Annotated in this window: 23 protein-coding genes; 20 read left to right on the forward strand and 3 right to left on the reverse strand. The window is 64.1% G+C overall.

The features are described 5' to 3' along the window. The first annotated feature begins 91 nt into the window (after window positions 1–91). The gene (locus AC1DX4_RS13975; RefSeq protein ID WP_477220854.1) at window positions 92–856 is read left to right on the forward strand and encodes an HpcH/HpaI aldolase family protein; all 765 of its coding nucleotides are present in this window, start codon (window positions 92–94) and stop codon (window positions 854–856) included. 14 nt (window positions 857–870) lie between these two features. Beyond that, window positions 871–2,088: an NAD(P)/FAD-dependent oxidoreductase gene (locus AC1DX4_RS13980; RefSeq protein ID WP_477220855.1), complete on the forward strand. Its 1,218-nt coding sequence runs from the start codon at window positions 871–873 to the stop codon at window positions 2,086–2,088. A 59-nt stretch (window positions 2,089–2,147) separates the two neighbouring features. On the opposite strand, the gene AC1DX4_RS13985 is transcribed toward AC1DX4_RS13980, so the two are convergent. Both AC1DX4_RS13985 and AC1DX4_RS13990 read right to left on the reverse strand, forming a co-directional pair. Further along, window positions 2,148–2,648 carry a peptide deformylase gene (locus tag AC1DX4_RS13985; RefSeq protein WP_477220856.1) on the reverse strand — a complete coding sequence of 167 codons (501 nt, stop codon included), beginning with the start codon at window positions 2,646–2,648 and terminating at the stop codon, window positions 2,148–2,150. A gap of 72 nt (window positions 2,649–2,720) precedes the next feature. After that, window positions 2,721–3,311, reverse strand: coding sequence for an amino acid synthesis family protein (locus AC1DX4_RS13990; protein WP_477220857.1), 591 nt, complete (start codon window positions 3,309–3,311; stop codon window positions 2,721–2,723). Between the two features lie 164 nt (window positions 3,312–3,475). On the opposite strand from AC1DX4_RS13990, the gene AC1DX4_RS13995 reads away from it, so the two are divergent. From AC1DX4_RS13995 to AC1DX4_RS14075, 17 genes are all read left to right on the forward strand, one after another. Then, window positions 3,476–5,275 carry a helix-turn-helix domain-containing protein gene (locus AC1DX4_RS13995; RefSeq protein WP_477220858.1) on the forward strand — a complete coding sequence of 600 codons (1,800 nt, stop codon included), beginning with the start codon at window positions 3,476–3,478 and terminating at the stop codon, window positions 5,273–5,275. A 175-nt stretch (window positions 5,276–5,450) separates the two neighbouring features. Further along, window positions 5,451–6,428, forward strand: a complete 978-nt coding sequence (locus tag AC1DX4_RS14000; protein WP_477220859.1) for a flavin reductase — start codon at window positions 5,451–5,453, stop codon at window positions 6,426–6,428. 22 nt (window positions 6,429–6,450) lie between these two features. Next, window positions 6,451–7,962, forward strand: a complete 1,512-nt coding sequence (locus tag AC1DX4_RS14005; protein ID WP_477220860.1) for an aldehyde dehydrogenase — start codon at window positions 6,451–6,453, stop codon at window positions 7,960–7,962. Between the two features lie 28 nt (window positions 7,963–7,990). Continuing rightward, window positions 7,991–9,067: an LLM class flavin-dependent oxidoreductase gene (locus AC1DX4_RS14010; RefSeq protein ID WP_477220861.1), complete on the forward strand. Its 1,077-nt coding sequence runs from the start codon at window positions 7,991–7,993 to the stop codon at window positions 9,065–9,067. A 2-nt stretch (window positions 9,068–9,069) separates the two neighbouring features. Continuing rightward, complete coding sequence (locus AC1DX4_RS14015; protein ID WP_477221091.1) at window positions 9,070–9,897, forward strand: alpha/beta fold hydrolase; 828 nt, start codon at window positions 9,070–9,072, stop codon at window positions 9,895–9,897. Window positions 9,898–10,162: 265 nt separating this feature from the next. Then, a complete protein-coding gene (locus tag AC1DX4_RS14020) occupies window positions 10,163–10,996 on the forward strand; it encodes a transporter substrate-binding domain-containing protein (protein ID WP_477220862.1) in 834 nt (277 codons plus the stop codon). A 54-nt stretch (window positions 10,997–11,050) separates the two neighbouring features. Continuing rightward, window positions 11,051–12,025 carry an amino acid ABC transporter permease gene (locus AC1DX4_RS14025; RefSeq protein WP_477220863.1) on the forward strand — a complete coding sequence of 325 codons (975 nt, stop codon included), beginning with the start codon at window positions 11,051–11,053 and terminating at the stop codon, window positions 12,023–12,025. After that, entirely contained in the window at window positions 12,022–12,765 is a 744-nt protein-coding gene (locus AC1DX4_RS14030) for an amino acid ABC transporter ATP-binding protein (protein ID WP_477220864.1), read from the forward strand. The genes AC1DX4_RS14025 and AC1DX4_RS14030 overlap by 4 nt, the downstream gene beginning before the upstream one ends. A gap of 332 nt (window positions 12,766–13,097) precedes the next feature. Further along, window positions 13,098–14,087, forward strand: a complete 990-nt coding sequence (locus AC1DX4_RS14035; protein WP_477220865.1) for an ABC transporter substrate-binding protein — start codon at window positions 13,098–13,100, stop codon at window positions 14,085–14,087. Window positions 14,088–14,234: 147 nt separating this feature from the next. Next, entirely contained in the window at window positions 14,235–15,047 is an 813-nt protein-coding gene (locus AC1DX4_RS14040) for an ABC transporter permease (RefSeq protein ID WP_477220866.1), read from the forward strand. Between the two features lie 13 nt (window positions 15,048–15,060). Next, window positions 15,061–15,864: an ABC transporter ATP-binding protein gene (locus tag AC1DX4_RS14045; RefSeq protein WP_477220867.1), complete on the forward strand. Its 804-nt coding sequence runs from the start codon at window positions 15,061–15,063 to the stop codon at window positions 15,862–15,864. Between the two features lie 43 nt (window positions 15,865–15,907). Further along, window positions 15,908–17,512, forward strand: a complete 1,605-nt coding sequence (locus tag AC1DX4_RS14050) for a GMC family oxidoreductase (RefSeq protein WP_477220868.1) — start codon at window positions 15,908–15,910, stop codon at window positions 17,510–17,512. A gap of 143 nt (window positions 17,513–17,655) precedes the next feature. Further along, window positions 17,656–18,930 carry a flavin-containing monooxygenase gene (locus tag AC1DX4_RS14055; RefSeq protein ID WP_477220869.1) on the forward strand — a complete coding sequence of 425 codons (1,275 nt, stop codon included), beginning with the start codon at window positions 17,656–17,658 and terminating at the stop codon, window positions 18,928–18,930. A gap of 44 nt (window positions 18,931–18,974) precedes the next feature. Further along, window positions 18,975–19,391, forward strand: coding sequence for a RidA family protein (locus AC1DX4_RS14060; protein WP_477220870.1), 417 nt, complete (start codon window positions 18,975–18,977; stop codon window positions 19,389–19,391). Window positions 19,392–19,396: 5 nt separating this feature from the next. Then, window positions 19,397–20,071, forward strand: a complete 675-nt coding sequence (locus tag AC1DX4_RS14065) for a DUF1028 domain-containing protein (protein ID WP_477220871.1) — start codon at window positions 19,397–19,399, stop codon at window positions 20,069–20,071. A gap of 25 nt (window positions 20,072–20,096) precedes the next feature. Further along, the gene (locus tag AC1DX4_RS14070) at window positions 20,097–21,587 is read left to right on the forward strand and encodes an aldehyde dehydrogenase (protein WP_477220872.1); all 1,491 of its coding nucleotides are present in this window, start codon (window positions 20,097–20,099) and stop codon (window positions 21,585–21,587) included. Between the two features lie 50 nt (window positions 21,588–21,637). After that, window positions 21,638–22,573, forward strand: a complete 936-nt coding sequence (locus AC1DX4_RS14075) for a LysR family transcriptional regulator (protein ID WP_006335304.1) — start codon at window positions 21,638–21,640, stop codon at window positions 22,571–22,573. Window positions 22,574–22,583: 10 nt separating this feature from the next. Here AC1DX4_RS14075 and argE read toward each other — a convergent pair whose 3' ends face one another. After that, window positions 22,584–23,750, reverse strand: a complete 1,167-nt coding sequence (argE, locus tag AC1DX4_RS14080) for an acetylornithine deacetylase (protein WP_477220873.1) — start codon at window positions 23,748–23,750, stop codon at window positions 22,584–22,586. 270 nt (window positions 23,751–24,020) lie between these two features. Here argE and AC1DX4_RS14085 point away from each other — a divergent pair, with 270 nt between their 5' ends. Next, window positions 24,021–26,090, forward strand: coding sequence for an oxidoreductase (locus AC1DX4_RS14085; protein WP_477220874.1), 2,070 nt, complete (start codon window positions 24,021–24,023; stop codon window positions 26,088–26,090). Window positions 26,091–26,115: the final 25 nt, after the last annotated feature.

Below are 26,115 nucleotides of genomic sequence, written 5' to 3' on the forward strand. Positions count from 1 at the left end.
GTCGGGCGCATCTTGCATCGTGGCAAAGCCGTATGATATAGGACATCATACAAATTTCAATGCACCTTCTTTGGCTGGAGACCACCGCGAAATGCACGAGCGCCGCAACGTTCTGAAGGCCGCCGTGACGGCTGGCCGGGCTCATATCGGCATCTGGTGCTCGCTGGCTTCCGCCCTCACCACGGAGATCGTCGCCGGCTCCGGCGCCGGCTGGGTGCTGATCGATGGCGAGCATAGCCCCAACGATCTGCGCAGCATCATGGCGCAGCTTCAGGTCACGGCCGGCTTCGATAGTGAGGCCGTTGTCAGGCTGCCTTCCGACGATGCCAATCTGATCAAGCAGGCGCTCGATATCGGCGCACGCAGCCTGATGATCCCCAATGTGCGCACGGCCGAGCAGGCCCGCGCCATTGTTGCAGCGATGACCTATGCACCCGGCGGGTTTCGCGGCTTCTCCGTTGGCCATCGCGCCAACGCCTTCGGCCGCATCGCCGGCTATCACGCCAAGGCGCGTGAGCAGCAGCTTCTCGCCGTGCAGATCGAATGCGAGACAGGCGTGGCCAACGCTGCCGAGATCGCTGCCGTCGACGGTGTCGACGTCCTCTTCGTCGGCCCCGGTGACCTCTCCGCCAATATGGGCGCGATGGGCAATCCGGGTGCCGCGCATGTTCAGGAGGCGATAGCCTCGGTGCGCAAGGCCGCAAAGGCAGCAGGCAAGGCCAGCGGCATACTGGCGCCGGCAAAGGCCGATGCCGACCGCTACCTCGCCGACGGCTTCACCATGGTCGCCGTCGGGTCGGACCTCGGCCTGCTGGCACGGGGCTCGGATGCCCTGATCGCTTCATTCAATCAGTAGACCGGAGACAGACCGTGGCAATTCCTCCTTACAAGGCGCCGTCGCGCACTGCCTACGATATCGTCATCGTCGGCGGCGCGGTGGTCGGCTCGTCGACGGCCTATTGGCTCAGCCAGGCGCTGGGCAATGGCGCCTCGATCCTCGTGATCGAGCGCGACTCGAGCTACACCTTTTCTTCGACCGCGCTCTCCACCAGCGCCATCCGCCAGCAATATTCCAATCCGATCAATGTGAAGATCAGCCAGTTCGGCATCGACATCATCCGCCATTTTCCGGAGCGAATGGCGCCCTTCTACAAGGACGAGCCGGCGCCCGATCTCGGCTTCAAGGAATATGGCTATCTCTATTGTTGCTCGCCCGACGGCGTGGAGGCCGCGCGCGAACGCGTCGACCTGCAGCGCAGCCTCGGCGCTCACACCGTCTTCCTCGAGCCGGGCCCGCTGAAGGAACGTTTTCCCTGGCTCAATGTCAAGGATCTCGGCGGCGGTTCGTGGGGCGCGCGCGAAGAGGGCTGGTTCGATTCCATGGGCCTGCTGAACGGCTTCCGCCGCGCGGCGCGCGCCAGCGGCGTAGAATATATCGACAACGCCGTGAATGGACTGGAACTCGCCGATGGGCGTGTCGTCTCGGCCCGGCTGGCGACCGGCGAGGTGATTTCCTGCGGAACCCTGGTCAACGCCGCCGGTCCGCGCGCGCAGCAGGTCGCCGCCATGGCTGGCCTGTCCATCCCGGTCGCTCCCTACAAGCGCTACAGTTTCGTCTTCGCCAGCGCCACGCCGATCCCCGGGCGGATGCCCAACGTCATCGACCTCTCCGGCACCTTCGTGCGGCCGGAAGGCGAGCTTTTCCTCACCGGCAACACGCCGCAGGGCGACGGCCCGGCGGACTATGACGACTTCGAAATGCATTTCGAGGAATTCGACGATTACATCTGGCCGGCGCTCTGGCATCGCATTCCGGCCTTCGATGCGCTGAAGGTCCAGACCAGCTGGACCGGCCACTACGAATACAACATGCTCGACCACAATGGCATTGTCGGCTTCCATCCGGAGGTGACCAACTTCATGTTCGCCAACGGTTTTTCCGGGCACGGGCTGCAACAGTCGCCGGCCGTGGGCCGGGCGGTGTCGGAGCTGATCGTCCACGGCGCTTTTCAGACGCTTGATCTCACCCCGTTCTGCTACGAGCGCATTGCGCGCAACGAGCCGTTCCTCGAAGAAGCGGTGATCTGAGGCCAGGGAGCGCTGGACTTGTGCCCGGCCTGGCGACGGCGGATGCATGGGGCCGTCGACTAAAAGCCCCGCTGCTGTTTCTGGTATCGTTTGACCAGCCGCTCCCGCTTCAGGCGGGAGAGCCGCTCGATCCAGAAGACACCGTTGAGTTGGTCGATCTCGTGCTGGTGGCAGACAGAGAGCAGGCCTTCGGCCTCCTCGACAGCTTCGTCGCCATCCAGGGTCTGGTAGCCGATACGGACGTGTGCATGCCGTTCGATTTCCTCGGTGACCCCTGGCATGGATACGCTGCCTTCGATATGGCGGATCATTTCGCCCGATGCCCAAAGAATGGTCGGGTTGACGTAGCTGCGCAGGCCCGCCGAAGGCGACAGTTCGAGGACGACCAGTCGCTTCAGGATGCCGATGTGAGGCGCGGTGATGCCGATGCCCGGAGCGGCGCGCATGGTGTCGGTGAGATCGCCGGCAAGCCGGTGCAGGTCCTCGTCAAAGACCGATATGGGCTCGGCGACGGAGCGTAGACGAGGATCGGGAAATCTCACGATCGGCCGTATCGTCACATGTCACTCCCGCGTTCGGCAATCGCAGGCTAACGTCAGGCGATCAAGAGGCCAAGCCCGGCTATGCCTGTGTCAGGCTTGAACGGCGAGCCGCTCTTTCTCCATCTCGGCCATGTCCTGGAAGCGGTCGGCGATGCGGGGATGGATGCGGCCGCCATCCGCAGCGCCGATGGCGACGACGATCTCGTCCGCGGCCGGGCCGTCGGCAATCTGGAAGTTGGCGGTGATGAAATGCGAGCGGCGGCCGTTCTCGCTCTTGTGCATCATCGGCAGCGACAGCAGCGCGCCAGGGGCGTTGCGTGTGTTGCAGAATTCGAGATAGGTCGTGCCGCCGACGGCATCGCGGAAGACATTGCCGAAGCGCAGCGTGTGGATCATGGCGGAGGCATGCTCGATCTCGCCGGCAGTTCCGACGGCGGCGGCCTTGCCGTAGCTTTCGATGCGTTCCGCCGGCATCAGCCCAATCAGGCGGTGCGTGAGTTCCTGCCCGAGCCGGGGCGCGATGGCGACAATTTCCGGCCGCAAATCCTCGACGAAACCGCGGCCGGCCCATGGATTGCCCAGGACGGCGGCGACGACGATCGATGTCACCGGCCTGGCGGCCGCCCTGCTGCCTTCGAAGTGCACTTCCTCGATGAAGGTACAGATCTTTCGCAATTCCATGATTTGGCCTCTCCACGTAGAAGCTCAAATCTAATGCGCGCCAATCGACGGGTATTCCTCCGGTTCGTAGGAAGAATCGGCGTGCGCCCCGCGTGGAAGCGGTGTAGCGTTGATATATCCGCGACGGCTAAAATTCGCCCTTCGCGAGTGGCGGAAGATCAGGCGTGGACCACGAGTCGCAAATTCTCTCCTTGCGGGACGCCGCCAGCCTCATCAATTCGGGCGGCGATCTCCAGTCCGTGCTGCGCGACCTCGTGCTGGCGGCCTGCCGTCATGCCAAATGGACGCTGGGCTCGATCATGGGCATCGATGCCCCGCATGGCCACGCCTATGTCATCGTGCGCCACGATCCGACGCTCATTCACCGCACGCTGCCGGACCGCTGGGAACTGGCCACCAGTCCCTCGATCGTCGCGCTCAACCGCAATGAGCCGGTCTACATCAGGGACGCGCGGGTGTCGGAGGAGTTCCCGGGCTATCGCCGCGAGGCCTTCGAGCGCGACTACCGCAGCGTGCTGGTCATGCCGATGAACTGCGTCGACGAGGACGGCCGGCCGATGGTGCTGACCGTCGTCTCGCGCGAGATCACCGAAGTGACGGCGGAGGATATCGCCTTCATCGGCATGATCGTGCATCTGGGCGAGATCGCGGTCGAGAAGCAGCATCGGTTGCGCCAGGAGAAGCAGGCCGGCGAACGCCTGCAACGCGCGCTTTCGGCGCACACCTCGCTTCTGCAGCAGGCCTTGTCGGACGGGTCCGTGGTTTCGCTCGCTGAAAAGGTCAGCGAGCTTCTGCCCAATCCGGTGGTGGTGATCGATTTCCATGCCAATCTGGTCGTCGCCGGCCGTTCCCCGAGCGAGGCGCATTTCGACATCGCCTCCTGGCAGCAGGCGGTGAGCGGAACGCTGAGCCGGCAGATCTTCAAGATCGCGCGCGGCGCGTCCGACGGACGCCACACCGAGACGCTGTTCGTCGATGACGGCAAGCGACAGCTGAAGCTTTCGGTGCGCATCGAGCCGCTTACCATTGATGCCGAAGTGGTTGGTGCCCTGATGATTTTCCCGACACCGCAGGCGTCGGGCCAACTCGATCAGATGCTGCTCGACAGCGCCAAATTCGCGCTCAGCGTGCAGATGATGCGCAGCTTCGTGCGCTTCCGTTTCGAGACGCGTTCGCTGACCGAGCTTTTCCTGGAGGTGGCGGAGCGCCGCTGGCGCGACGAGGCCGATATCGTCAATCGCGCCCGCCGGCTGGGGCTCGACTTGACCGTTGCGCAGAAGATGATCGTCGTCGACCTCGCCGAGCAGGTGAAGGATGGTGCCATCGGCCTTGCCGATCCGCATCATGCGCTCGTGCGTCTCCTGCAGCAGGCCGGCATTGCCGGCACGGCTATCGCGGTGGAGGATGGGCTTGTCTGCCTTGTTCCGGCCGATGCCGGGCAGGACGGCGCGCGCTTCGCGAAATTGCCGCACAGGATCGCGGCCGAGCTTGGCCGCTATTTCGAGCGCGAACCGGTGGTGGTGCTTTCCGAGGCCTGTGCCGCGCTGGCCGATTATCCCATCGCCTGGGAGCGGTGCCGCCGCATGATCCGCATCGGCCGTTCCTTCGGCCGCACCGGCGTTTTTGCCGGCCAGGATTTCGGTCCGCTGCCGATATTGGTCGCCGCCGCCGACGCTCCCGACGTGCGCGGCTTCGTCGAGGACAGTGTCGGCGCCCTGATCGCGCATGACCGCGAGCACGGCACGCCCTATCTCGACACGCTGTTTGCCTATCTGCGCGAGGGCTGCCGCAGCCAGGCCTGCGCCGACGCCATCGGCCTGCATGTCACCACTTTGCGCTATCGCCTGTCGCGCATGGAGGAACTGTTCGGGATCCGTCTCGACACGCCCGAACAGCGCTTCGCGGTCGAACTGGCGATCCGTCTCAGCGGCATCATCGACAGCCGCGTGCCGATGGCCCGCTAGGCTCTCTTGACCTCGCCACCACCGTTGCGATGCGGCAGTTGCCGCAGGCACAGGCTCGCCGCGCTCAGGCTTGCTCGGGATAACAGCAGCACGCCGCACCATCTTTCCTACAGACCGGAGGAAGAACGCCAGCCGGCGCCTGCTTAGCTTTCATCCGACACTTAGGAGGAAAGCAATGGCGGACGCGGTGGCACAAAGGACGATCGACCCGATCGCCTTGCGTCGTGCCTTCGGCACCTTCGTCACCGGCGTCACCGTCATCACCACGCGCGATGGCGACGGCAATCCACGCGGCATGACCGCCAACTCCTTCACCTCGGTCTCGCTTGACCCGCCATTGCTCCTGGTCTGTGTCGGCAAGGCGGCGGCGAGCTTTCCCGCCTTCAACGAGACACGGTCCTTCGCGGTCAATTTCCTGCATGAAGGCCAGGTCGAAGTCTCTTCGGTGTTCGCGTCGAAGGCGGCGGACAAGTTCCAGTCGGTCAACCATGACCGCGCCCACACCGGCGCGCCAATCCTCACCGACAGCCTGACATGGTTCGACTGTACCGTTCACAACCGCATCGAGGCCGGCGATCACATCATCCTGATCGGCCAGGTCCAGGCTTTCGGCACCAGCCCATCGGCGCCGCTCGGATTTTGCCGCGGCCGTTACGCCAGCGTGAAGGATCCGCTGCCCGCCGGCTGGCTGGCCTCGCAGGACATGATCATCGGCTATCTGGTCGAAGCCGGGAACCGCATCCTCTTGCGCAGCGATGGCAAGGGAGGCTGGGTGCTGCCGACGGCACAGCGCCGCAAGGCCGACAGCCGGCTCGTCCTCGATGGCGGCGAGGCGCTGAGCCTCGTTCCTGAAAACACCTTCCTCTATTCGGTGTTCGACGTCGCCGACAGCGACCCGGGCTATCTGATCTACCGCGCCGAACTGAGCCGTGAGAGCGCTGAAGCCTCACTTCCGGATGGCCACGCCTTCTTTTCCGTCGACGCGCTGCCCTATGAGCGGATCGCCACGCATGAATTGCGCGCCATGCTGCGCCGCTATGCGCGCGAGTGTCAGGACAAGCGCTTCGGCATCTACATCGACACCGGTGACGGCGGCCGCGTCGCCATGATCGACGGCCAGTCGCAATCGTGGACGCAGGCCGCGTCCGAATGATGCCCCACGCAGGACAGACAGCATGAAAACGACGGTCGGATCGCTCGAAGGCTCACGCCAGAACCTGTTCATCAACGGTGCGTTCGTGGCGCCGAAAGGTGGGCAGTACATCGACAGTTTCGACCCGACCACCGGCAAGCCCTGGTACCAGTTCGCCGAGGCCGGCGCCGAGGATGTCGGCGCGGCCGTCGAGGCCGCGCGTACCGCTTTCGCCGCTCCGGCATGGCGACGCATGACGCAGACCGACCGCGGCAAGCTCGTGCGCCGGCTGGCGGAACTGGTGCTGGAGCACGCCGACGAGCTGGCGCTGATCGAGACACGCGACAATGGCAAGCTGCTCAAGGAAATGCGGGCGCAGATGCGCGCCATGCCCGACAGCTACACCTATTTCGCTGGGATGGCCGACAAGCTGCTCGGCGACACCATCCCCGTCAACAAGCTCGACATGCTCAATTTCAACCTGCGCGAGCCGATCGGTGTCGTCGGCATGATCACGCCGTGGAACTCGCCGCTGATGCTGCTCACCGGCACGCTGGCGCCATGCCTTGCGCTCGGCAACACGGTGGTTGTCAAGCCGTCCGAGCATGCCAGTGCGTCCACGCTCGCTCTGGCCGAGCTGATCATGGAGGCCGGCTTTCCGGCCGGCGTCGTCAATGTCGTCACCGGCACCGGCGCCGTGGCCGGCGACGCGCTGACGCGGCATCCAGGCATTGCAAAACTCGTCTTCACCGGTTCGACCGCAACGGGCCGGCGGATTGCCGCCAATGCGGCTGACAATCTCATTCCCTGCTCGATGGAACTCGGCGGCAAGTCGCCGCATGTCGTCTTCGGCGATGTCGATATCGACCATGCCGTCAACGGCGTCGTGTCCGGTGTGTTCGCGGCGGCGGGGCAGACCTGCGTCGCCGGTTCGCGTTGTTTCGTCGAGGCCAGCGTCTACGATCGCTTCGTCGAGGCGCTGGTCGAACGCACGCGGCGCGTGCGGGTCGGGCTGCCGACGCTGGAAGAAACCGACATCGGTCCGCTGGCGCTGTCGGCGCAGCTTGCCAAGGTGGAGGGCTATGTCGCCTCGGGCGTGCGCCAGGGCGCGAGCATCGCGGCCGGCGGCCGGCGGCCGCAGGCGGCCGAGCTTGCCGGCGGCTGGTATTTCGAGCCGACCGTCATGACCGATGCCGACAATGGCATGGACTTCATGCAGGAGGAGCTGTTCGGTCCCGTTGTCGGCGTCATGCCGTTCTCGTCGGAGGACGAGATGATCCGGCTCGCCAACGACACCCGCTATGGGCTCGCCTCCGGCATCTGGACGCGGGACATCAACCGCGCGCTGCGTTTCGCCAGGAATGTCGAGGCTGGCACGGTCTGGATCAACACCTACCGCGCGTCCTCCTTCATGTCCGCCAATGGCGGCTTCAAGGAGAGCGGCTATGGCCGGCGCGGCGGCTTCGACGCCATGGAGGAGTTCTCGCGCCTGAAGAACGTCGTCATCGACTACTCGGGCGCCATGCAGGACCCCTTCATTATCCGCCTTCGCTGACCAAACCCGACGCACTGGGGAGACCGACATGAAATTCGCCGTTTCGCTGACCATGGAGCGCTTCTCGCCCGACATGCCGATGTCGAAGGTGAAGAGCAATCTGCTCGAGCTGGCGCGCCTGGCCGACGAGGGTGGCTTCGAGACGCTGTGGACGGCGGAGCATCACACGATCGAATGCAACATCTCGCCGAACCCGCTGATGACACTGACCTGGCTTGCCCAGCATACCGAGCAGATCCGGCTCGGCACCTCGACGCTGGTCGCGCCCTACTGGAGCCCGATCCGGCTGGCAGGGGAGGCGGCACTTTGCGATCACCTGACCGGCGGGCGGCTGGAGTTCGGCATCGCGCGCGGCTCCTATCAGTACGAGTTCGACCGCATGGCCGGCGGCATGCCGCAGCAGGAAGGCGTTGCCTATCTGAAGGAACTGGTACCGGCGGTGAAGAAGCTGTGGGCGCAGGATTATGCCCATGACGGCCATTACTGGAAGTTCCCGCTCGCCGCCGGCGTGCCAAAACCGCTGCAGAAGCCGCATCCGCCGATCTGGGTGGCCGCGCGAGACCCGGGTACCTTCGACTGGGCGGTCGGCATCGGTGCCTCGATCCTGTCGACGCCCTTGTCGGCGCCGGCGGCCGAGATCGCCGTGCTCGGCGAGAAATTCCGCAAGGCCGTCGCCGATCACCCGGAGGTGCCGCGCCCGCGCCTGATGATGCAGCGGCGCACCTGCATCTACGAACGGGCGCAGGACTGGGAGATCGCGGTCGGGCATGCCATCGACTATGGCCGCGCCTTCGAGAACCTGTTCCAAAACATCGGCACCGTGCAAAACGGCTTTCCCGAAGCCGTCCCCTACGAGAGCGTCAAGGGCAAGGACAATTACAATCCCGAGAACATCCACCGCAACCTGATGTTCGGCACGCCCGACGAGGTGATCGAGAAGCTGCTCGATTATGAAGCGGCGGGCGTCGACCAGTACTGCCTCGGCCTGACGTTCAACCTGCCGTTCGAGCTGCAGAAGAAGACGATCAAGCTGTGGGTCGACGAGGTGATGCCGGTCTTTGCCGCGCGCGAGCGCGACAGGGCGCGCCAGGCGGCGAGGGCGTGACCATGGCGCGCTCCGGCCAGCTCGATGTCGAGGGCGTGCTGCTCAACTGGCGCCTTGAGGGTGAGGGCGGCGTGCCGCTCGTTTGCATCCATGGTGTCGGCTCCTATCTCGAAGCCTGGAATGGCGTGGCCGGGCAGCTGAAAGATCGCTTCGCGGTCCTCACCTTCGATCTGCGCGGCCATGGCCGCTCCAGCCGGGTCAAGGGCCGCTACGAGATCGACGATTTCGTCAAGGAGACGCTGGCGCTGGCCGACCATGTCGGGTTTGCCAACTTCAATCTGGCCGGATTTTCGCTGGGTGGCCTGATCGCGCAGCGCCTGGCGCTGACGCATGCCGAGCGCCTGCAAAAACTGGTGCTGCTGTCGACGATCGCCGGCCGCACGCCCGAGGAGCGGCACGCGGTGCGTGGCCGGCTGGCGGCGCTGATGGCGAGCGACGCCTCGGCGCATCATGCAGCCTCGCTGTCGCGCTGGCTGACGGAGGATTTTCAGGACAGCAACCCGGAGGTCATCGCCGAGTTGCGCCGTCGTGACGCCGAGAACGACCGCGACTGCTATGCGGCCGCCTATCGCGTTCTGGCCGAGACTGATTTCGGCGGCATTCTCGACCGCGTCACCTGCCCGACGCTGATCGTCACCGGCGAGGACGACCAGGGTTCCAGTCCGCGCATGGCACGGCTGATGCACGAACAGCTGCAAGGGTCGCAACTCGCCATCCTGCCCGGACTTCGCCATTCGATCCTGATCGAGGCGCCGGACCGGGTTGCCGCCGTGATGGGCGATTTCCTGCTGGACGCTGACAGTGGGGAAGGGGCCACCGCCGATGAATAGCAGCCTTCGCGATGCGGCAGAGAATGTCGAACAGCAGGTGCTGCACGACACCTCGCAGGCAACGGGCCGGCACCTTCCCTGTGATCGGGGGAATGGCGACGGCAAACATCCTCCGCGACATCGGAAGACCGGACCGGCCGCGACGTCGCTAAATCCGCGAGCCTTTGGGAGAGGACGCCGACCTGGTCGGCACGAAATTGCGACGTCACGACCGGCTGAACGGAAGTGACCGCAAGGGACTGAACAACAACAGGGGAATACGCACATGACAATCTGGAACAGACGACAAGTGACGATGGCTGCGCTGGGGCTGGCGCTTGGCGCATATCCTGCTCACGCAGGCGCGGTGCTCGACCGCGTGATGGCGGCCGGCACGCTCAAGGTGGCGACCGACGCCAACTGGGCGCCGCAGTCCTTCGTGAATGCCAGCAACGAGCTGGACGGCTTCGATGTCGACGTCGCCAAAGCGATCGGCAAGCACCTTGGCGTCAAGGTCGAGTTCATCACGCCCGGCTGGGACATCATCACCGCCGGCCATTGGGCAGGGCGCTGGGACATGCATGCCGGCTCGATGACGCCGACCAAGAAGCGCGCCGAGATCTTCGATTTTCCGGCGGTCTACTATTACACACCGGCGGCCGTTGCCGTGCACAAGGACAGCAAGGCCAAGACGCTGGCCGATCTCGACGGCAAGGTGGTCGGCGCCACCAGCACCTCCACCTTCGAGGCCTATGCCAAGAAGGATCTGACGCTCGATGCCGCCGGCGCGCCGCCATTCGAATACAAGCTCAACCCGAAGGAGGTCCACTCCTACGAGAATTCGACGACCGCCTTTGACGACCTCCGCCTCGGCGACGGCGTGCGCCTCGACGCTGTGGTCTCTTCGCTGCCGTCGATCCTCGATGCGCAGAAGGCCGGCTACCCGATCAAGCAGCTGGGCGCTCCGGTCTTCTTCGAGCCGCTGGCGATCGCCATCGAGCGCGGCGATCCCGAACTCTCCGCCAAGATCGCCGACGCCGTGAAAGCCATGAAGGAGGACGGCACGCTGAGCAAGCTTTCCGAAAAATGGTACGGGCAGGATTATTCGAAGACCAACTAGCCCCTTAAAAGGCGGCCTGCTCACGGCAGGCCGCCCAACAGCCGGTGCTCAAAGATGCTATATCCGGATACCGTCGAAGCCGAAATCCTCGTCCACAAACCCTGGTTCGTGGCGACGATGTTCGGCGTCGTTCTGCTGCTCTTCATGGCTTTCAACATGTCGGGCACCAGCTTTGCCGAACTGATGCGTCCGGTGATCGGCGAACCGTCGGTGAGTGGCTTCTACGGCCGCTTTGCCATTGCCTTTGCCATAGCGGTGATCTTCACCTTGAACGTCGTGCTGATCGGCTTTGCGCCGCTCAAGTTCCAGATCGGCATCGTCTGGCTCGAACTGCTGCTCCTGTTCATCGCCTTCTTCGAGACCTTCCATCTCAGCCTGCCCTTTATCTGGGAGAAGCTGCCGTTCCTGATCAGCCAAGGCGTTGTCACCACGCTCTACGTCTCGGCGATCTCGATTGTCATCGCCTCGGTCATCGCCGTCGCCGGCGCGGTCGCCAAGCTTTCCAACAATGGCTTCGCCTACGCCATCGCCAGCTTCTACACCTCCTTCTTCCGCGGCCTTCCGCTGCTCATGCAGGTCTATCTGATCTATCTCGGCCTGCCGCAACTCGGCTTCGTCATCAACGCGGTGCCTGCCGGCATCCTGGCACTTTCGCTCTGCTACGGCGCGTATATGACTGAGATCTTCCGCTCCGGCATACAGAGCATCGATCGCGGTCAGTGGGAGGCGTCGCGCTCCATGGGCTTCGGCTTCACATTGACCATGCGCCGCATCATCCTGCCGCAGGCGCTGCCGGTCATCATTCCGCCGACGGGCAACCAGTTCATCTCGATGCTGAAGGATTCCTCGCTGGTCTCGGTCATCGGCGTGTGGGAGCTGATGTTCCTGGCGCGCACCCTTGGCCAGAAGACCTTCCAGCACATGGAGATGCTGATTTCGGCCGCCATGATCTACTGGATGCTGTCGATCTGCCTCGAACTGATTCAGGCGCGGATCGAGCGGCATTACCACAGGAGCAAGGTCCGATGAGCGCTCATGCCATCATCGAAGCGCGCAACGTATCGAAGTGGTATGGCGCCTTTCATGTCCTGAAGGACATCAACCTGACCGTCCACAAGGGCGAGCGGATCGTCATTTGCGGACCCTCGGGTTCCGGCAAATCGACGCTCATCCGCTGCTTCAATCGCCTGGAGGCGCATCAGGAGGGCGATATCACCGTCAACGGCGTTGCCCTGCACGGCAAGATGGGCAACGTCGCCGACGTGCGCTCCAACGTCGGCATGGTGTTCCAGCATTTCAACCTGTTTCCGCACATGACGGTGCTGATGAACTGCATGGCCGGCCCGATGTGGGTGAAGGGCGTGCCGGAAAAAGAGGCGCGCAAGACGGCGCTGAAGTTCCTCGAGCGGGTCCGCATTCCCGAGCAGGCGAACAAGTTTCCCATCCAGCTGTCCGGCGGCCAGCAGCAGCGTGTGGCGATTGCCCGCAGCCTGTGCATGGAGCCGGCTGTCATGCTGTTCGACGAACCGACCTCCGCCCTCGACCCGGAAATGGTCTCGGAGGTGCTGGACACCATGACGGAGCTTGCCCGCGACGGCATGACCATGGTGTGCGTCACGCATGAAATGGGCTTTGCCCGTGCGGTGGCCGACCGCGTCATCTTCATGGACGCCGGGCAGATCGTCGAGGCGGGTACGCCGGACGAGTTCTTCGGCCAGCCACGCCACGACCGAACCAGATTGTTCCTCAGCCAGATCTTGAAACACTGACCGGAGCGTTCCGCCGTCGCACGGAAATGCTCCGTCGGCACGGCATCCAGGGGTCTTTCCGAACGCCCGTGCGCTTCCCGCGGCCACCCCGACATTGAGACGGTCATCCAGGCGCCTAAGGCCCGAGCGCGGCCCGCGCCGGCCTGGTTAGGCCCAGCCTAAGCAGAATTATCGAAAATCATTATTTGTGCATCGCACACAGCGTGCTTTGCTCCATCTGCCGGCTGAAAGAGAACAAAAAGAACGTCAGGCGGCAGCCTTCGGCGATGCGTCCGAAGCGGGTTGTTTTGGCGCCGACAGCGCCTGACCTCAGAAAAAGACAGGGGAACGTGATGACGACAATAATCTCGAAGTTTCGCCGCGCCGCGCTTGCGGCCGGCATTGCTCTGAGCGCCCTTTCGGTGAGCCTCCACGCCGAAGCCGGCAGCTTGAAGCTGGGCATGACGACCTGGGTCGGATACGGCCCGCTCTTCCTTGCGCGTGACATGGGCTACTTCAAGGAAGGTGGCCTCGATGTCTCGCTCGAAATCATCGAGGAAGCATCGATGTACATGGCGGCCGTCGCCGCCGGCGAGCTCGACGGCAGCGCCTCGACCATAGACGAAATCATGAAGTACCGTTCGAAGGATGTCTGCTTCAAATCGGTCTACGCCCTGGACGACAGCCATGGCGGCGACGGCGTTCTGGCGCCGAGCAGCGTCAAGAGCATCGCCGATCTCAAGGGCATGGAGGTTGCACTGAACGAAGGTTCGGTGTCGCAGTTCTGGTTCAACATCCTGCTCAAGCAGGCCGGTCTCACCCAGGCCGATGTGAAGATCACCAACATGACGGCCGATGACGCCGCCGCCGCCTTCATGGCCGATCGCATTCCCGTTGCCGTCACCTGGGAACCGCACCTGACGCTGGCCAAGAAGGAAAACAAGGGCCAGGTGCTGATCGACTCCTCGAAAACGCCGGGCTTGATCGTCGATGTGGTGGCGCTCAACTGCGACTACATCACGAAGAATCCCAAAGATGTCGAGGCGCTGGTGAAGGGCCTCTACAAGGCCAACGAATTCATCAAGGAAAATCCTGCGAAGGCTTATGAAGTGATGGCCAAGGGCGTCGGCGGCTGGCTCAAGGAGCCAAAAGACTTCGCCTCCTCCGCCGCGGGTGTGAACTTCTACGGCAAGGCGCGCAATGCCGAATTTTTCGCCGGCGGCGAGAGCGGTGAAGCTGGCAAGCTGATCAAGCTCGGCGGCGATGTCTGGGGCGGCTTCGGCAAGCTCAAGATGGACATCAAATTCGACGACCTCGTCGATCCGTCCTTCCTGACGAAGTGATCTGGCCTCGCAAAGCGAGTTCGCTGGACCGCAGTTCGCTGGACCGCAGGCGCGCATCGCGCCTGCGGTCCAGTCAGCCCAAAGGGTTTCCCTGTGACACTGGCATCAAATGCAACGTCTCCCATCAGCCATATCGTGACAACGAGCGTGGATAAAAATCAGCCCGGTCGATCCGCCTGGAAAGCTGTCACCACACCTTTTCAGGCGGTGTCGCGCCCTCTCGCGATCACGCTCAGCGTCCTGGTCTGGGGCGCGGTAATTGGCGGCTGGTTCGCTCTGACCTATTCCGGAGCGGTCAAGGAAATGTTCCTGCCGCGCCCCGAATCCGTCTTGTTCACCACCATCAATATGGCGCTTGACGGGTCGTTGTGGGAGCATGTGCTCGCCAGCGTCCAGGTGGTGCTGATCGGCTTCGTCATTTCGAGCATCGTGGCGGTGCCGCTCGGATTGACGATGGGCACCTACCGCATTGTCCAGGCCGCGCTCGACCCGCTCGTCAATTTCATCCGCTATCTGCCGGTGACGTCCTTCGTGCCGCTGTTCATCCTGTGGATCGGCATCGGCATCGAGCAGCGCGTCGCCGTCATCATCTTCGGCATCTTCTTCCAGCAGTTGGTGATGATCGCCGACAGCGCCCGCGGCGTCCAGCGCGACCTCGTCAACGCAGCCTATACGCTGGGCACCAAACGCCGCGACACGGTCTTCCACATCGTCTTTCCGGCCACGCTGCCGAATGTGCTCGACGTGCTGCGCGTCACCATGGGCTGGGCCTGGACCTATCTCGTCGTTGCCGAACTCGTCGCCGCGCGCAGCGGACTTGGCTACATCTCGCTTAAGGCGATGCGCGGCTTCCAGGTCGACGTCATCTTCATGGCCATCGCCATGATCGGCATCCTTGGTCTTTGCACCGACCAATTGTTCCGGGGCATCCGCCGCCTCGTCGCTCCCTGGGCCAATTGAGGAGTTCGCCGACATGGACGCCCTGACACTTGCGACGAAACCGAAGAGCGCCGACATCGGCGTCGACAATGTGGCGCTGCGCTACGGCACGGGCGACAACGCCGTGCTGGCGCTGGACGGCATCTCCTTCCATGTCGTCCCCAATGAGTTCTGTGTGATCGTCGGCCCATCCGGCTGCGGCAAGTCGAGCCTGCTCTATCTCATTGCCGGCCTCGAGCAGCGCACCGGCGGCACGATTGCCGTCGGCGGCAAGCCGGTCACCGAGCCAGGCCCCGATCGCGGCATGGTGTTTCAGGCCTATACGCTGTTCCCCTGGCTCACCGTGGCGCAGAACGTCGAATACGGTCCGAAGCGCAAGGGCATGCCGACGACCGAGCGCAAGGCCATCGTCGAGCATTTTCTCCACGAGGTCGGGCTGGCGAAATTCGCCAACCATTATCCCTCGCAGCTGTCGGGCGGCATGAAGCAGCGCGTGGCGATTGCGCGTGCGCTCGCCAACGATCCGCAGGTGCTGCTGATGGACGAACCCTTCGGCGCGCTCGACAGCCAGACCCGTCACTCGATGCAGAGGCTTTTGCTGCGGATCTGGGACCATTCCAAGAAAACCGTCCTGTTCGTCACCCACGACATTGACGAGGCGATCCTGCTGGCGGACCGGGTGCTGGTCATGTCCGGCCGGCCCGGCCAGATCAAGAAGGAAATCCGCGTCGGCCTGCCGCGTCCGCGCAGCATGGATCTGGTCATGGAGCCGAACTTCATCGCCATGAAGCGGGAAATCCTCGAGCTCCTGAAGAACGACGAAGACGAAGAGCACTAAGCAACGGCAACGGTCTTCAGGTGGATCACGACACAGGCATGGCATGAGCATTGAGGTCGCGGAATTCGACTATATCGTCATCGGCGCGGGCTCGGCCGGTTGTGTCCTGGCCAACAGGCTGAGCGCGAACCCCGCAACCCGTGTCTGCCTGATCGAGGCAGGCGGCAGCGACGACCGCACAAGGGTGCGCGTGCCGGCCGGCATCCTCTCGCTCTACGGCAATCCGACTTTCGACTACGGCTACAAGGGCGTGCCGCAGCCGCTGCTCAACAACCGCCGCATACCGGTCAACCGGGGCAAGCTTCTCGGCGGGTCGAGTTCGATCAATTCGATGGTCTATATCCGCGGCGCAGCCCAAGACTACGATGAGTGGGCGGCGCTTGGCTGCGCGGGGTGGTCCTATGCCGATGTGCTGCCGGTGTTCAAGAAACTGGAGCGCAACCTCCTGTCGCAGAACCCGGCCTATCACGGCTTCGAGGGTGAACTGCTGGTCGACAATCCGCGTGATCCCAACGCCGTATCCAGCCTGTGGGTAGAGGCGGGCCGGGACATCGGCCTGCCCGAAAACCGCGACTTCAACGGCGATAGCCAACTCGGCCTCGGCATCTACAATGTGACCCAGGACAAGGGCCAGCGCTTCTCGGCCTACACCGCCTTCGTCCGGCCGGTTCTCAGCCGCCCGAACCTTCAGGTCCTGTCAGGCGTCGAGGTGCTTGATCTGGCGGTCGAAAGCGGGCGCGTCACCGGCGTCAATGTGATCAAGGACGGGTCAGCCCAGAGGCTGACATGCCGCGCTGAAATCGTGCTCAGCGCAGGCGCGATCGGCTCGCCGCGCATCCTGCTTGCTTCCGGCATCGGCCCGGCCGAGGAGTTGAAGGCGGCGGGGGTGGAACCGGTCATGAACGTGCCGGGCGTCGGCAAGAATTTGCGCGACCATGTCGACGGCATGATCACCGTGCGGTCGAAGAGCGCCAGGACGCTCGGCCTGTCGCTCGCCAATCTGCCGGCGATGCTGGCGGCGCCCTTTCAGTATTTCGTCCGGCGCAAGGGCATGCTGACGACCAATTACGTCGAGGCCGGCGGCTTCGCCAAGACCAGATATGCCGGGGATATTCCCGATGTCCAATTCCACTTTGTTCCGGGCTACCGCAGCCATCGCGGCCGGCTTGTCGAATATGGCCACGGCTATGCCGTGCACACCTGCGTGCTGCGGCCCGGTAGCGTCGGCGAAATCACGCTCGAGCGCGACGGCACCCGCCGCAATGTGCTGATCGATCACCGCTTCTTCAGCGACGGGCAGGACGCACTGACCCTTGTCGAAGGCATCAAGCTGGCGCGCTCGATCCTGGCTTCGCCGGTCTTTGCCGATATTCGCGGACCGGAAATCCTGCCGGGACCCGATGTCGTCACCGACGACGAGATCCTCGCCTATCTGCGTGCCGAAGCATTGACCGTCTATCATCCGGTCGGCACGGCCAAGATGGGCAATGATGCCATGGCGGTGGTCGACCCCACTGGTCTCAAGGTGCGCGGCTTCGACAATCTGCGCGTCGCGGACGCCTCGATCATGCCGACGCTGATCGGCGGCAACACCAATGCGCCATCCATGATGATCGGCGAAAAAGCAGCCAGGGCGATGCTGTCGTAGTGTTGGCCAGTCTCTCTTGGCGTTTAGGGACAAGCTAACCACTGCCACGTGAAATCGTAATTTTCGCTAATCAGTCCCTCCAGTACACCAACGATCTGACCTCCTCGCATCCGCAGAAACTCTTGGGGGGAAAGGACGCAGAAATGTCGGTGGAAAAAATAGACACGCTTGTCGTCGGCGGTGGCCAGGCGGGGGTGGCTATGTCTGAGCATCTGAGCAAATGCGGCGTGCCGCATCTCGTTCTCGAGCGTGGCCGGATCGCCGAGCGCTGGCGTTCGCAGCGATGGGACTCGCTCGTTGCCAATGGCCCGGCCTGGCATGACCGTTTCCCGGGCATGGAATTTCCCGTGACGGGTCCCGACGGCTTTCCCTCCAAGGAGGAGGTTGCGGACTATTTCGCCGCCTATGCAAGGCAGATCAATGCGCCGATCCGCTGCGGCGTCGAGGTCAAACTCGCGCAAAGACATGTCGGTCGACCCGGGTTCCGCGTCGAGACGTCGGACGGGACGATCGAAGCCAACAGCATCGTCGCGGCGACCGGACCTTTCCAGGTCCCCGTCATCCCCGCTCTTGTCCCCGCCGATGCCGGCATTCCGCAGATTCATTCCAGCGCGTACCGCAACCCCGGACAGTTACCAAAGGGCGCGGTGCTGGTGGTCGGGGCCGGATCGTCAGGTGTGCAGATCGCCGATGAGCTTCAGCGCTCGGGGCGGCGCGTCTACCTCTCGGTCGGCGCACACGACCGCCCGCCGCGGGCCTATCGCGGGCGCGATTTCTGCTGGTGGCTTGGCGTTCTCGGCAAATGGGACCTCGAGACCCCGGGGCCTGGCACGGAACATGTCACGATTGCGGTGAGCGGCGCGCGTGGTGGCGAAACGATTGATTTCCGTCGGCTGGCCGCGCAGGGGCTCACCCTTGTCGGCATGACCAAGACATATCAGGATGGTGTGCTGACCTTCGCGCCCGATCTGGCGAAGAACATTGCCCGCGGCGACGCCAACCTGATGTCACTGCTGGACGAGGCCGACGCCTATGTCGCGCGTAACGGACTCGACCTTCCGGAGGAGCCCACGGCCCGGCGCATCGACCCGGATCCCGAATGTCTGGTCAATCCGCTTCGTGAGCTCGATCTGGCCGAAGCCGGGATAGCGACGATCATCTGGGCCACCGGCTTTGCCGTCGACTACAGCTGGTTGAAGGTCGATGCCTTTGATGAGAAGGGCCGGCCAAGGCATCAGCGCGGCGTCTCGACCGAGCCTGGGATCTATTTTCTCGGCCTGCCTTGGCAGTCGCGAAGAGGGTCGAGTTTCATCTGGGGTGTCTGGCATGATGCCAAGCATGTCGCAGACCGTATTTCGACGCAGCGCAAATATCTGGCCTATCACGCTGCAGCACGGCGCGAGACAGTGGACGCCTGAGCGACGCTGACAACAGCCACGAGCCCGATCTGATGGAGACCAGGATGGCGCATACGAGAATCCGCAAGTTCAACACCAAGGACACCTATCCCGAGCAGAAGCTCGACAATGATCTGTGCCAGGCGGTCGTCACGCGCGGCGGCCGGACGGTCTATCTGCGTGGCCAGTGCCCGCAGGATCTCGACACCGCCAAGAATATCGACAGCCACGATCCGGCCGAGCAGACGCACAAGGTGATGCAGAACATCAGGCAGCTCATCGAGGAGTGCGGCGGTACCATGGAGCATCTGGTCAAGGTGGTGGTCTACATCACCGACGTGCGCCATCGCGAGGCGGTCTACCGGACTATGGGCGAGTACATCAAAGGCGTGCATCCCGTTTCGACCGGTATCGTCGTGCAGGCCTTGGCGCGGCCGGACTGGCTGGTCGAGATCGACGGCACCGCCGTCATCCCGGATTGATCCCAATGACATTTTCCATTGTCGCGCGGTGCAGCCGCACCGGCATGTTCGGCGTCGCGGTGTCGTCTTCCTCCCCGGCGGTGGCGGCGCGCTGCGCCTATGCGCAGGCCGGCGTGGGCGCGGTCGCCAGCCAGAACGTCACCGATCCGACGCTCGGCACGAGGGGGCTCGAGCTGCTGGCGCGCGGTGCTTCGGCCGCCGAGGCGGTCGCTATCCTGAAGCGCAACGGCGCCTACAGCGACTACCGGCAGGTGCTGGCTGTCGATGCCGCCGGGACCACAGCCATTCATTCCGGACCCAGGGCGCTCGGCATCTGGGCGGAAGCGTGTGCGGACAATGTCGCCTGCGGCGGCAACATGCTGGCTCATGATGGTGTGCCGCAAGCCATGGTCGAGGCCTTCCTGGCCTCGGAAGGGCATCTCGGCGACCGCCTGATCGCGACCATGCGCGCCGCGCTGAAGGCGGGTGGCGAGGCGGGTCCGGTGCATTCGGCTGGAATGAAGCTGGTGCGCGAGGTCGCATGGCCGGTCGCGGACCTGCGCTGCGACTGGACCGAAAGCTGTCCGATCGAGGAGTTGGCGGCCTTGTGGGACCGCTACAAGCCGCAACTCGATGCCTATGTGACCCGCGCGATCAATCCGTCCGACGCGCCGAGCTACGGCGTGCCGGGCGACGAGTAGCCGGCATACAGGGGGAGGCATCCGCATGAGCGAACTCAGTCACAAGGACTGGATCGGCAAGGCATCCGCGATCCGTTTTCGCGACAAGGCGTTCATCGACGGCAAGTGGGTCCCCGCGCGTTCGGGCCGCACCTTCGCCAGCATCAATCCGGCCACCGGCGAAACGCTGGCCGAGGTGGCGTCGTGCGGCGAGGAAGATATCGATCTGGCCGTTGCCGCAGCGCGCCGCAGTTTCGAGGCCGGTGTCTGGTCACGCACGAGCCCGGCGCACCGCAAGGAGGTGCTGCTGCGGCTGGCGCGACTGCTGCGCGAAAACCTGCAGGAGCTTGCACTGCTCGAATCGCTCGACATGGGCAAGCTCGTCACCGATGCCGCCACCGTTGATGTCCCCGGTTCGGCGGCGATCTTCCAGTGGTATGGCGAGGCCATCGACAAGATCTATGACGAGATCGCGCCGACCGGCGGCAGCGATCTGGTGCTGGTGCGGCGCGAGCCGCTCGGCGTGATCGGCGCCGTGGTGCCGTGGAATTTCCCGCTCGACATGGCGACCTGGAAATGCGCGCCGGCGCTGGCGGCGGGCAATTCGGTGGTGCTGAAGCCCGCGGAGCAGTCGCCTTTCTCGGCGCTCCGGCTGGCGGAACTCGCCATGGAGGCGGGCCTGCCCGCCGGCGTGCTCAACGTCGTGCCAGGCCTCGGCGAGACGGCCGGCCAGGCGCTCGGCCGCCACATGGACGTGGATTGCCTAGCCTTCACCGGATCGACCTCGGTCGGCAAGATGTTCCTGCAGTATTCCGGTCAGTCGAACATGAAGCAGGTCTGGCTCGAAACAGGCGGCAAGAGCCCGAACCTCGTCTTCGCCGATTGCGGCGATCTCGATGCGGCGGCCGACATGGCGGCATTCGGCATCTTCTTCAACCAGGGCGAGGTCTGTTCGGCCAATTCGCGCCTGCTCGTGCAACGCTCGATCAAGGATGCCTTCGTGGAGAAACTGGCTGAGCGCGCGGCCACCACCCAGCCTGGCGATCCGCTCGACCCGGCCTCGAAAATGGGCGCCATGGTCGATGCCCGCCACGCCGCCAACGTCATGAGATTCGTCGAGGCCGGCAAGAAGACGGCGCGCCTGGTTGCCGGTGGCGATCGGGTCACGGTCAACGGCCGCGGCAGCTTCATACAGCCCACCATCTTCGACAATGTTGCCCATGACGACCCGATTGCCCGCGACGAGATATTCGGGCCGGTGCTCTCGGTCCTTGCCTTCGACGATGAGGAGGAGGCTGTCCGCATCGCCAATGACAACCCGTACGGGCTGGCCGCATCGCTGTGGACCGACAGTCTTTCGCGTGCGCACCGCGTCGCCGGCCGGCTCCGCGCCGGCACAGTTTCCGTCAACACGGTCGATGCGCTGAGCCCGATGACGCCGTTCGGCGGCATCAAGCAATCCGGCTTCGGCCGCGACCTGTCTCTGCATGCGCTGGACAAGTACACCGCATTGAAAACGACATGGATCAAATATTGAGGCAAAGCGATCGCTTGATCGCCACGCCCAAACCGGCAACATAGCTGCCCATGCCGTTACGCTTCACGCTCAGACAACTGGAATATTTCGTCGCCGTCGGCGAAGCCGGCTCCATTACCAAGGCGGCCGAGCAGGTCAATGTGTCGCCGCCTTCGATTTCGGCATCCATCGCGCAGCTCGAGGCCGAATTCGGCGTCCAGCTTTTTGTGCGCAAGCATTCGCATGGCCTGTCACTCACGGCCGGCGGGCGCGTTTTCCTCAAGGAGGCCGCCAGGCTGCTTGCCGACGCCGACGCCCTGCACGATATTGCCGGCGACATCGCCGAGAAGGTGCGCGGGCCGCTGGCGGTCGGATGCCTGCTGACCTTCGCGCAGATCGTCATGCCGACCCTGCGCATGAAGTTCGAGCGCGCCTATCCCGAGGTGCGGTTCCGGCAATTCGAGCGCAACCAGGGTCAGTTGCTCGAAATGTTGCAGCGAGGCGAAATCGACGCAGCACTGACTTACGATCTCGAACTGTCGCAGGACACGACGTTCGAGCCGCTGATGCTGGTGCCGGCCTATGTCATGCTGCCACAAGGGCATCGCTTCGCCGGCAAGGCTTCGATCACGACGGAAGAACTGGCCGACGAGCCGATGGTGCTGCTCGACCTGCCCTATAGCCGCGAATATTTTCTTTCGGCCTTTCAGTCGCGGGGGATCCGGCCGAACATTGCCGAGCGCACCGGCGACATCGCGGTGATGCGGTCAATGGTTGCGAACGGCTTCGGCTACGGCATCGCCAACATGCGGCCGCTCAACACGCTGGCGCCCGACGGCAAGCCGCTGGTCTTCGTGCCGCTGGCGGGGGATTTGCGGCCTCTGACCATGGGGGTCGCCTTGCCCAACGCCGAGCACCGCACACAGACGGTGCAGGCATTCATCGATCATTGCCGCCGTTTCGTCGTCGAACAGGGCGTGTTCGGCAGCGGCCGGGTCGTGGAATAGAAGCCTTCCGTCACGCCACCTGAAGCCGGTGATCGGCAAGCCGCCGCAGCAGATTGTCCAGCATGTCGTCGCAGCGGCGCATCTGTTCGACGCTGACGAATTCGTCCGGCCTGTGCCCTTGCGCCATCGAGCCCGGTCCGCACACGATGGTCGGCGTGCCGAGGTCGCGACTGAACAATCCGCCTTCGGTGCCGAAGGCAACCTTGATAGTGTCGTTGGCACCGGTCAACGATTTGACGAAGGCGACGGCCTGCGAATTCGCCGGCGTGTCCAGCCCCGGATAGGTGTTGGTGATATCGATCTCGATGGCCGCCTCCGGCGCGATCGCTGAAGCGGCAGCGGCAATGCGCGCCGCCGCAGCGCGCAGCCCGTCGAGGATTTGGTCAGCATTGTCGGCCGCGACATTGCGGATCTCGAAGTCGAGCTGGCAGAGATTCGGCACGATGTTGAGCGCCACGCCGGCATTCATCTTGCCGACGTGGACGGTCGTGTAGGGAATGTCATAGTCGCCGTCGCGCGCGCCATCGCGCGCCAGCCGGTCCTGTTCCTGGCGTAGCGCGGAGACGAAGTCGCAACCGAGATGAATGGCGTTGAGCGCCAACGGGGCGAGCGCCGAATGGCCTTCCCGACCCCTGCACATGGCGCGTGCCGCGAGCTTGCCCTTGTGGCCGGTCGCAACCTGCATGTTGGTCGGCTCGCCGACGATGCACAGCAGAGGCCGGTGCGGCGCGGCCTGCAGCATGTCGATCAGGCTGTGCACACCGATGCAGCCGACCTCCTCGTCGTAGGAAAGCGCCAGATGCAAGGGCGTTTGCAGGCTCATTTTCGCGGCCTTGAGACAGGCGGCAAGCACGCAGGCGACGAAACCCTTCATGTCGGCAGCACCACGGCCGTAGAGCCTGCCATCGCGCGCGGTCATCTCGAAAGGCGGCAGCGTCCAGTCCTGGCCGTCGATGGGGACGACGTCGGTATGGCCGGACAGCATGACGCCGGGAGCGTCGGCCGGCCCGATGGTCGCGAAAAGGTTGGCCTTATGGCCGTCCGCGCTGCGGATGATCTGGCAGGCAATGCTCTGTGCCGCCAGCAGCTCCGTCACGTAACCGATGAGGTCGAGGTTCGACTCGTGACTGACCGTCGGAAAGGCGATCAGCTTTTCAAGGATCTGGATGCTGTCCATGCGTTATGTCTCATTGGCCGTGTGCGCTATCTAGCATCGCGTGGCCACGGCCTTGAAGTCGCATTTGGCTCAGCCGGGATTTGCCGGATGCTAATCCGTATGGCGAGGACGGATTAGGCGCGTCCTAATCGGCACAGAAGAAATCTGTAGTTTTCCGGCACGCGCCGCAACTTATGAGTAAGTTTACCGCATCTACCCACCGGGCGGACCGGTTTGCGCCAAACCATCACCGCGCATGCCGCGACGCGACGCTGGCAGGAAGGAAGCACTATGCGTGATCCACGCTACGACATTCTGTTCGAGCCCGTGAAGATCGGTCCGGTGACCGCCAAGAACCGCTTCTACCAGGTGCCGCACTGCAATGGCGGCGGCTATCGCGATCCGTCGGCGGCGGCCGAGATGCGGCGCATCAAGTCGGAAGGCGGCTGGGGCGTCATCTTCACCGAACAGACCGAGATGCACCACACCTCCGAGATCACGCCCTTTATCGAGCTCAGGCTGTGGGACGACGCCGACATCCCGGCGTTGGCGAAGATGGCCAAGGCCATGCACCAGCATGGCGCACTGGCCGGCATCCAGCTCGCCTATTCCGGCATCAACGGCCCGAACCTCTACACCAAGGAAGTGCCGCGCGGGCCGTCGGCCTTGCCCATCCGCACCTTCACCAACGATCCGGTCCAGGCCCGCGCCATGGACAGAGAGGATATACGCGACCTCAGGCGCTGGCATCGCAATGCCTTCAAACGCGCCAAACTGGCGGGTTTCGACCTGGTCTGTCTCTATGGCGCGCATGGCTTCGGCATCATCCAGCACTTCCTGTCCACCGCCACCAACCAGCGCACCGACGAATATGGCGGTTCGCTGGAAAACCGCTCGCGGCTGATGCGCGAGCTGATCGAGGAGGGTCGCGACGCCATCGGTGACACCTGTGGCCTGACGCTGCGGCTATCGCTGGACGAGATGATCGGCGAGCTCGGCTTCGCCAATTCCGAAGTGCGCGACATGATCGAGATGCATGCCGAGCTGCCCGACCTCTGGGATCTGGCGCATGGCGCCTGGGAAGATTGTTCGGGGCCGTCGCGCTTCAAGGAAGAGGGCGCGCAGGAAAGCCTGGTGTCCGGCATCAAGTCGCTGACCTCGAAGCCGGTCGTCGGCGTCGGTCGCTTCACCTCGCCTGACGTGATGGTCAGGATGATCAAGTCCGGCACGCTCGATTTCATCGGCTGCGCGCGCCCGTCGATCGCCGATCCCTTCCTGCCGAAGAAGGTGGAGGAGGGGCGCATCGAGGACATCCGCGAATGCATCGGCTGCAACATCTGCATCACCGGCGACATGACCATGTCGATCTCGCGCTGCACGCAGAACCCGACCTTCATGGAAGAGTGGCGCAAGGGCTGGCATCCCGAACGCATGCAGGCCAAGGGCGACAGCGACAGCGTGCTGATCGTCGGCGCCGGCCCGGCCGGACTGGAGGCCGCTCGCGCGCTCGGCCTGCGTGGCTATCAGGTCGCCATTGCCGAGGCCGGCACCGAACTCGGCGGCCGCGTCGCCCGCGAATGCCGCCTGCCTGGCCTGTCGGCCTGGGGCCGCGTGCGCGACTATCGCCAGTACCAGCTCAGCCAGATGTCCAACGTCGATGTCTATTTCGAAAGCCGGTTGTCGGCCGAGGATATCCTGGCCTTCGGCTTTCAGAACATCGCGCTTGCGACCGGCTCGACATGGCGCCGCGACGGTGTGGCACGCGCCCATGTCGTGCCGATGCCGGCCGACCCGGCCATGCCGGTCTACACGCCGGACGATCTGATGGGCGGCAATGTGCCGACCGGCAACGTCGTGCTGTTCGACGACGACCACTACTATATGGGTGGTGTCCTGGCCGAGCTGATGGCGCGCAACGGCGCCAAGGTGACGCTGGTGACGCCGTCCGCCTATGTGTCGGACTGGACCCGCAACACGCTGGAGCAGGGCGCCATCCACCGCCGTCTGGCCGAGCTCGGCGTCGAGATCGTGCTGAACCGGACCGTGACGCGAATCGTGCCGGGAGGCGTTGCCACCGCCTGCGCCTACACGGGTGCCGAACGCGACATCGCCGCCGACGCCGTGGTGCTGGTGACGTCGCGCCAGCAGGACGACGAGGTCTGGCGCGACCTGAAAGCGCGGCGCGACGAATGGGCCGACAACGGCATTCGCTCGATCAAGGTCATCGGCGATGCCGAGGCGCCAGGCCCGATCGCCTGGGCGACCTATGCCGGCCACCGCTTCGCACGCGAACTGGATGAACCCGATATCGGCGATGCGCTGCCGTTCCGGCGGGAAGTGACCGCCCTGGCGGCGGAATAGGCGGGACTTGCGCCTGGCAACCATG

The organism is Mesorhizobium sp. P3_A8 (assembly GCF_056402995.1).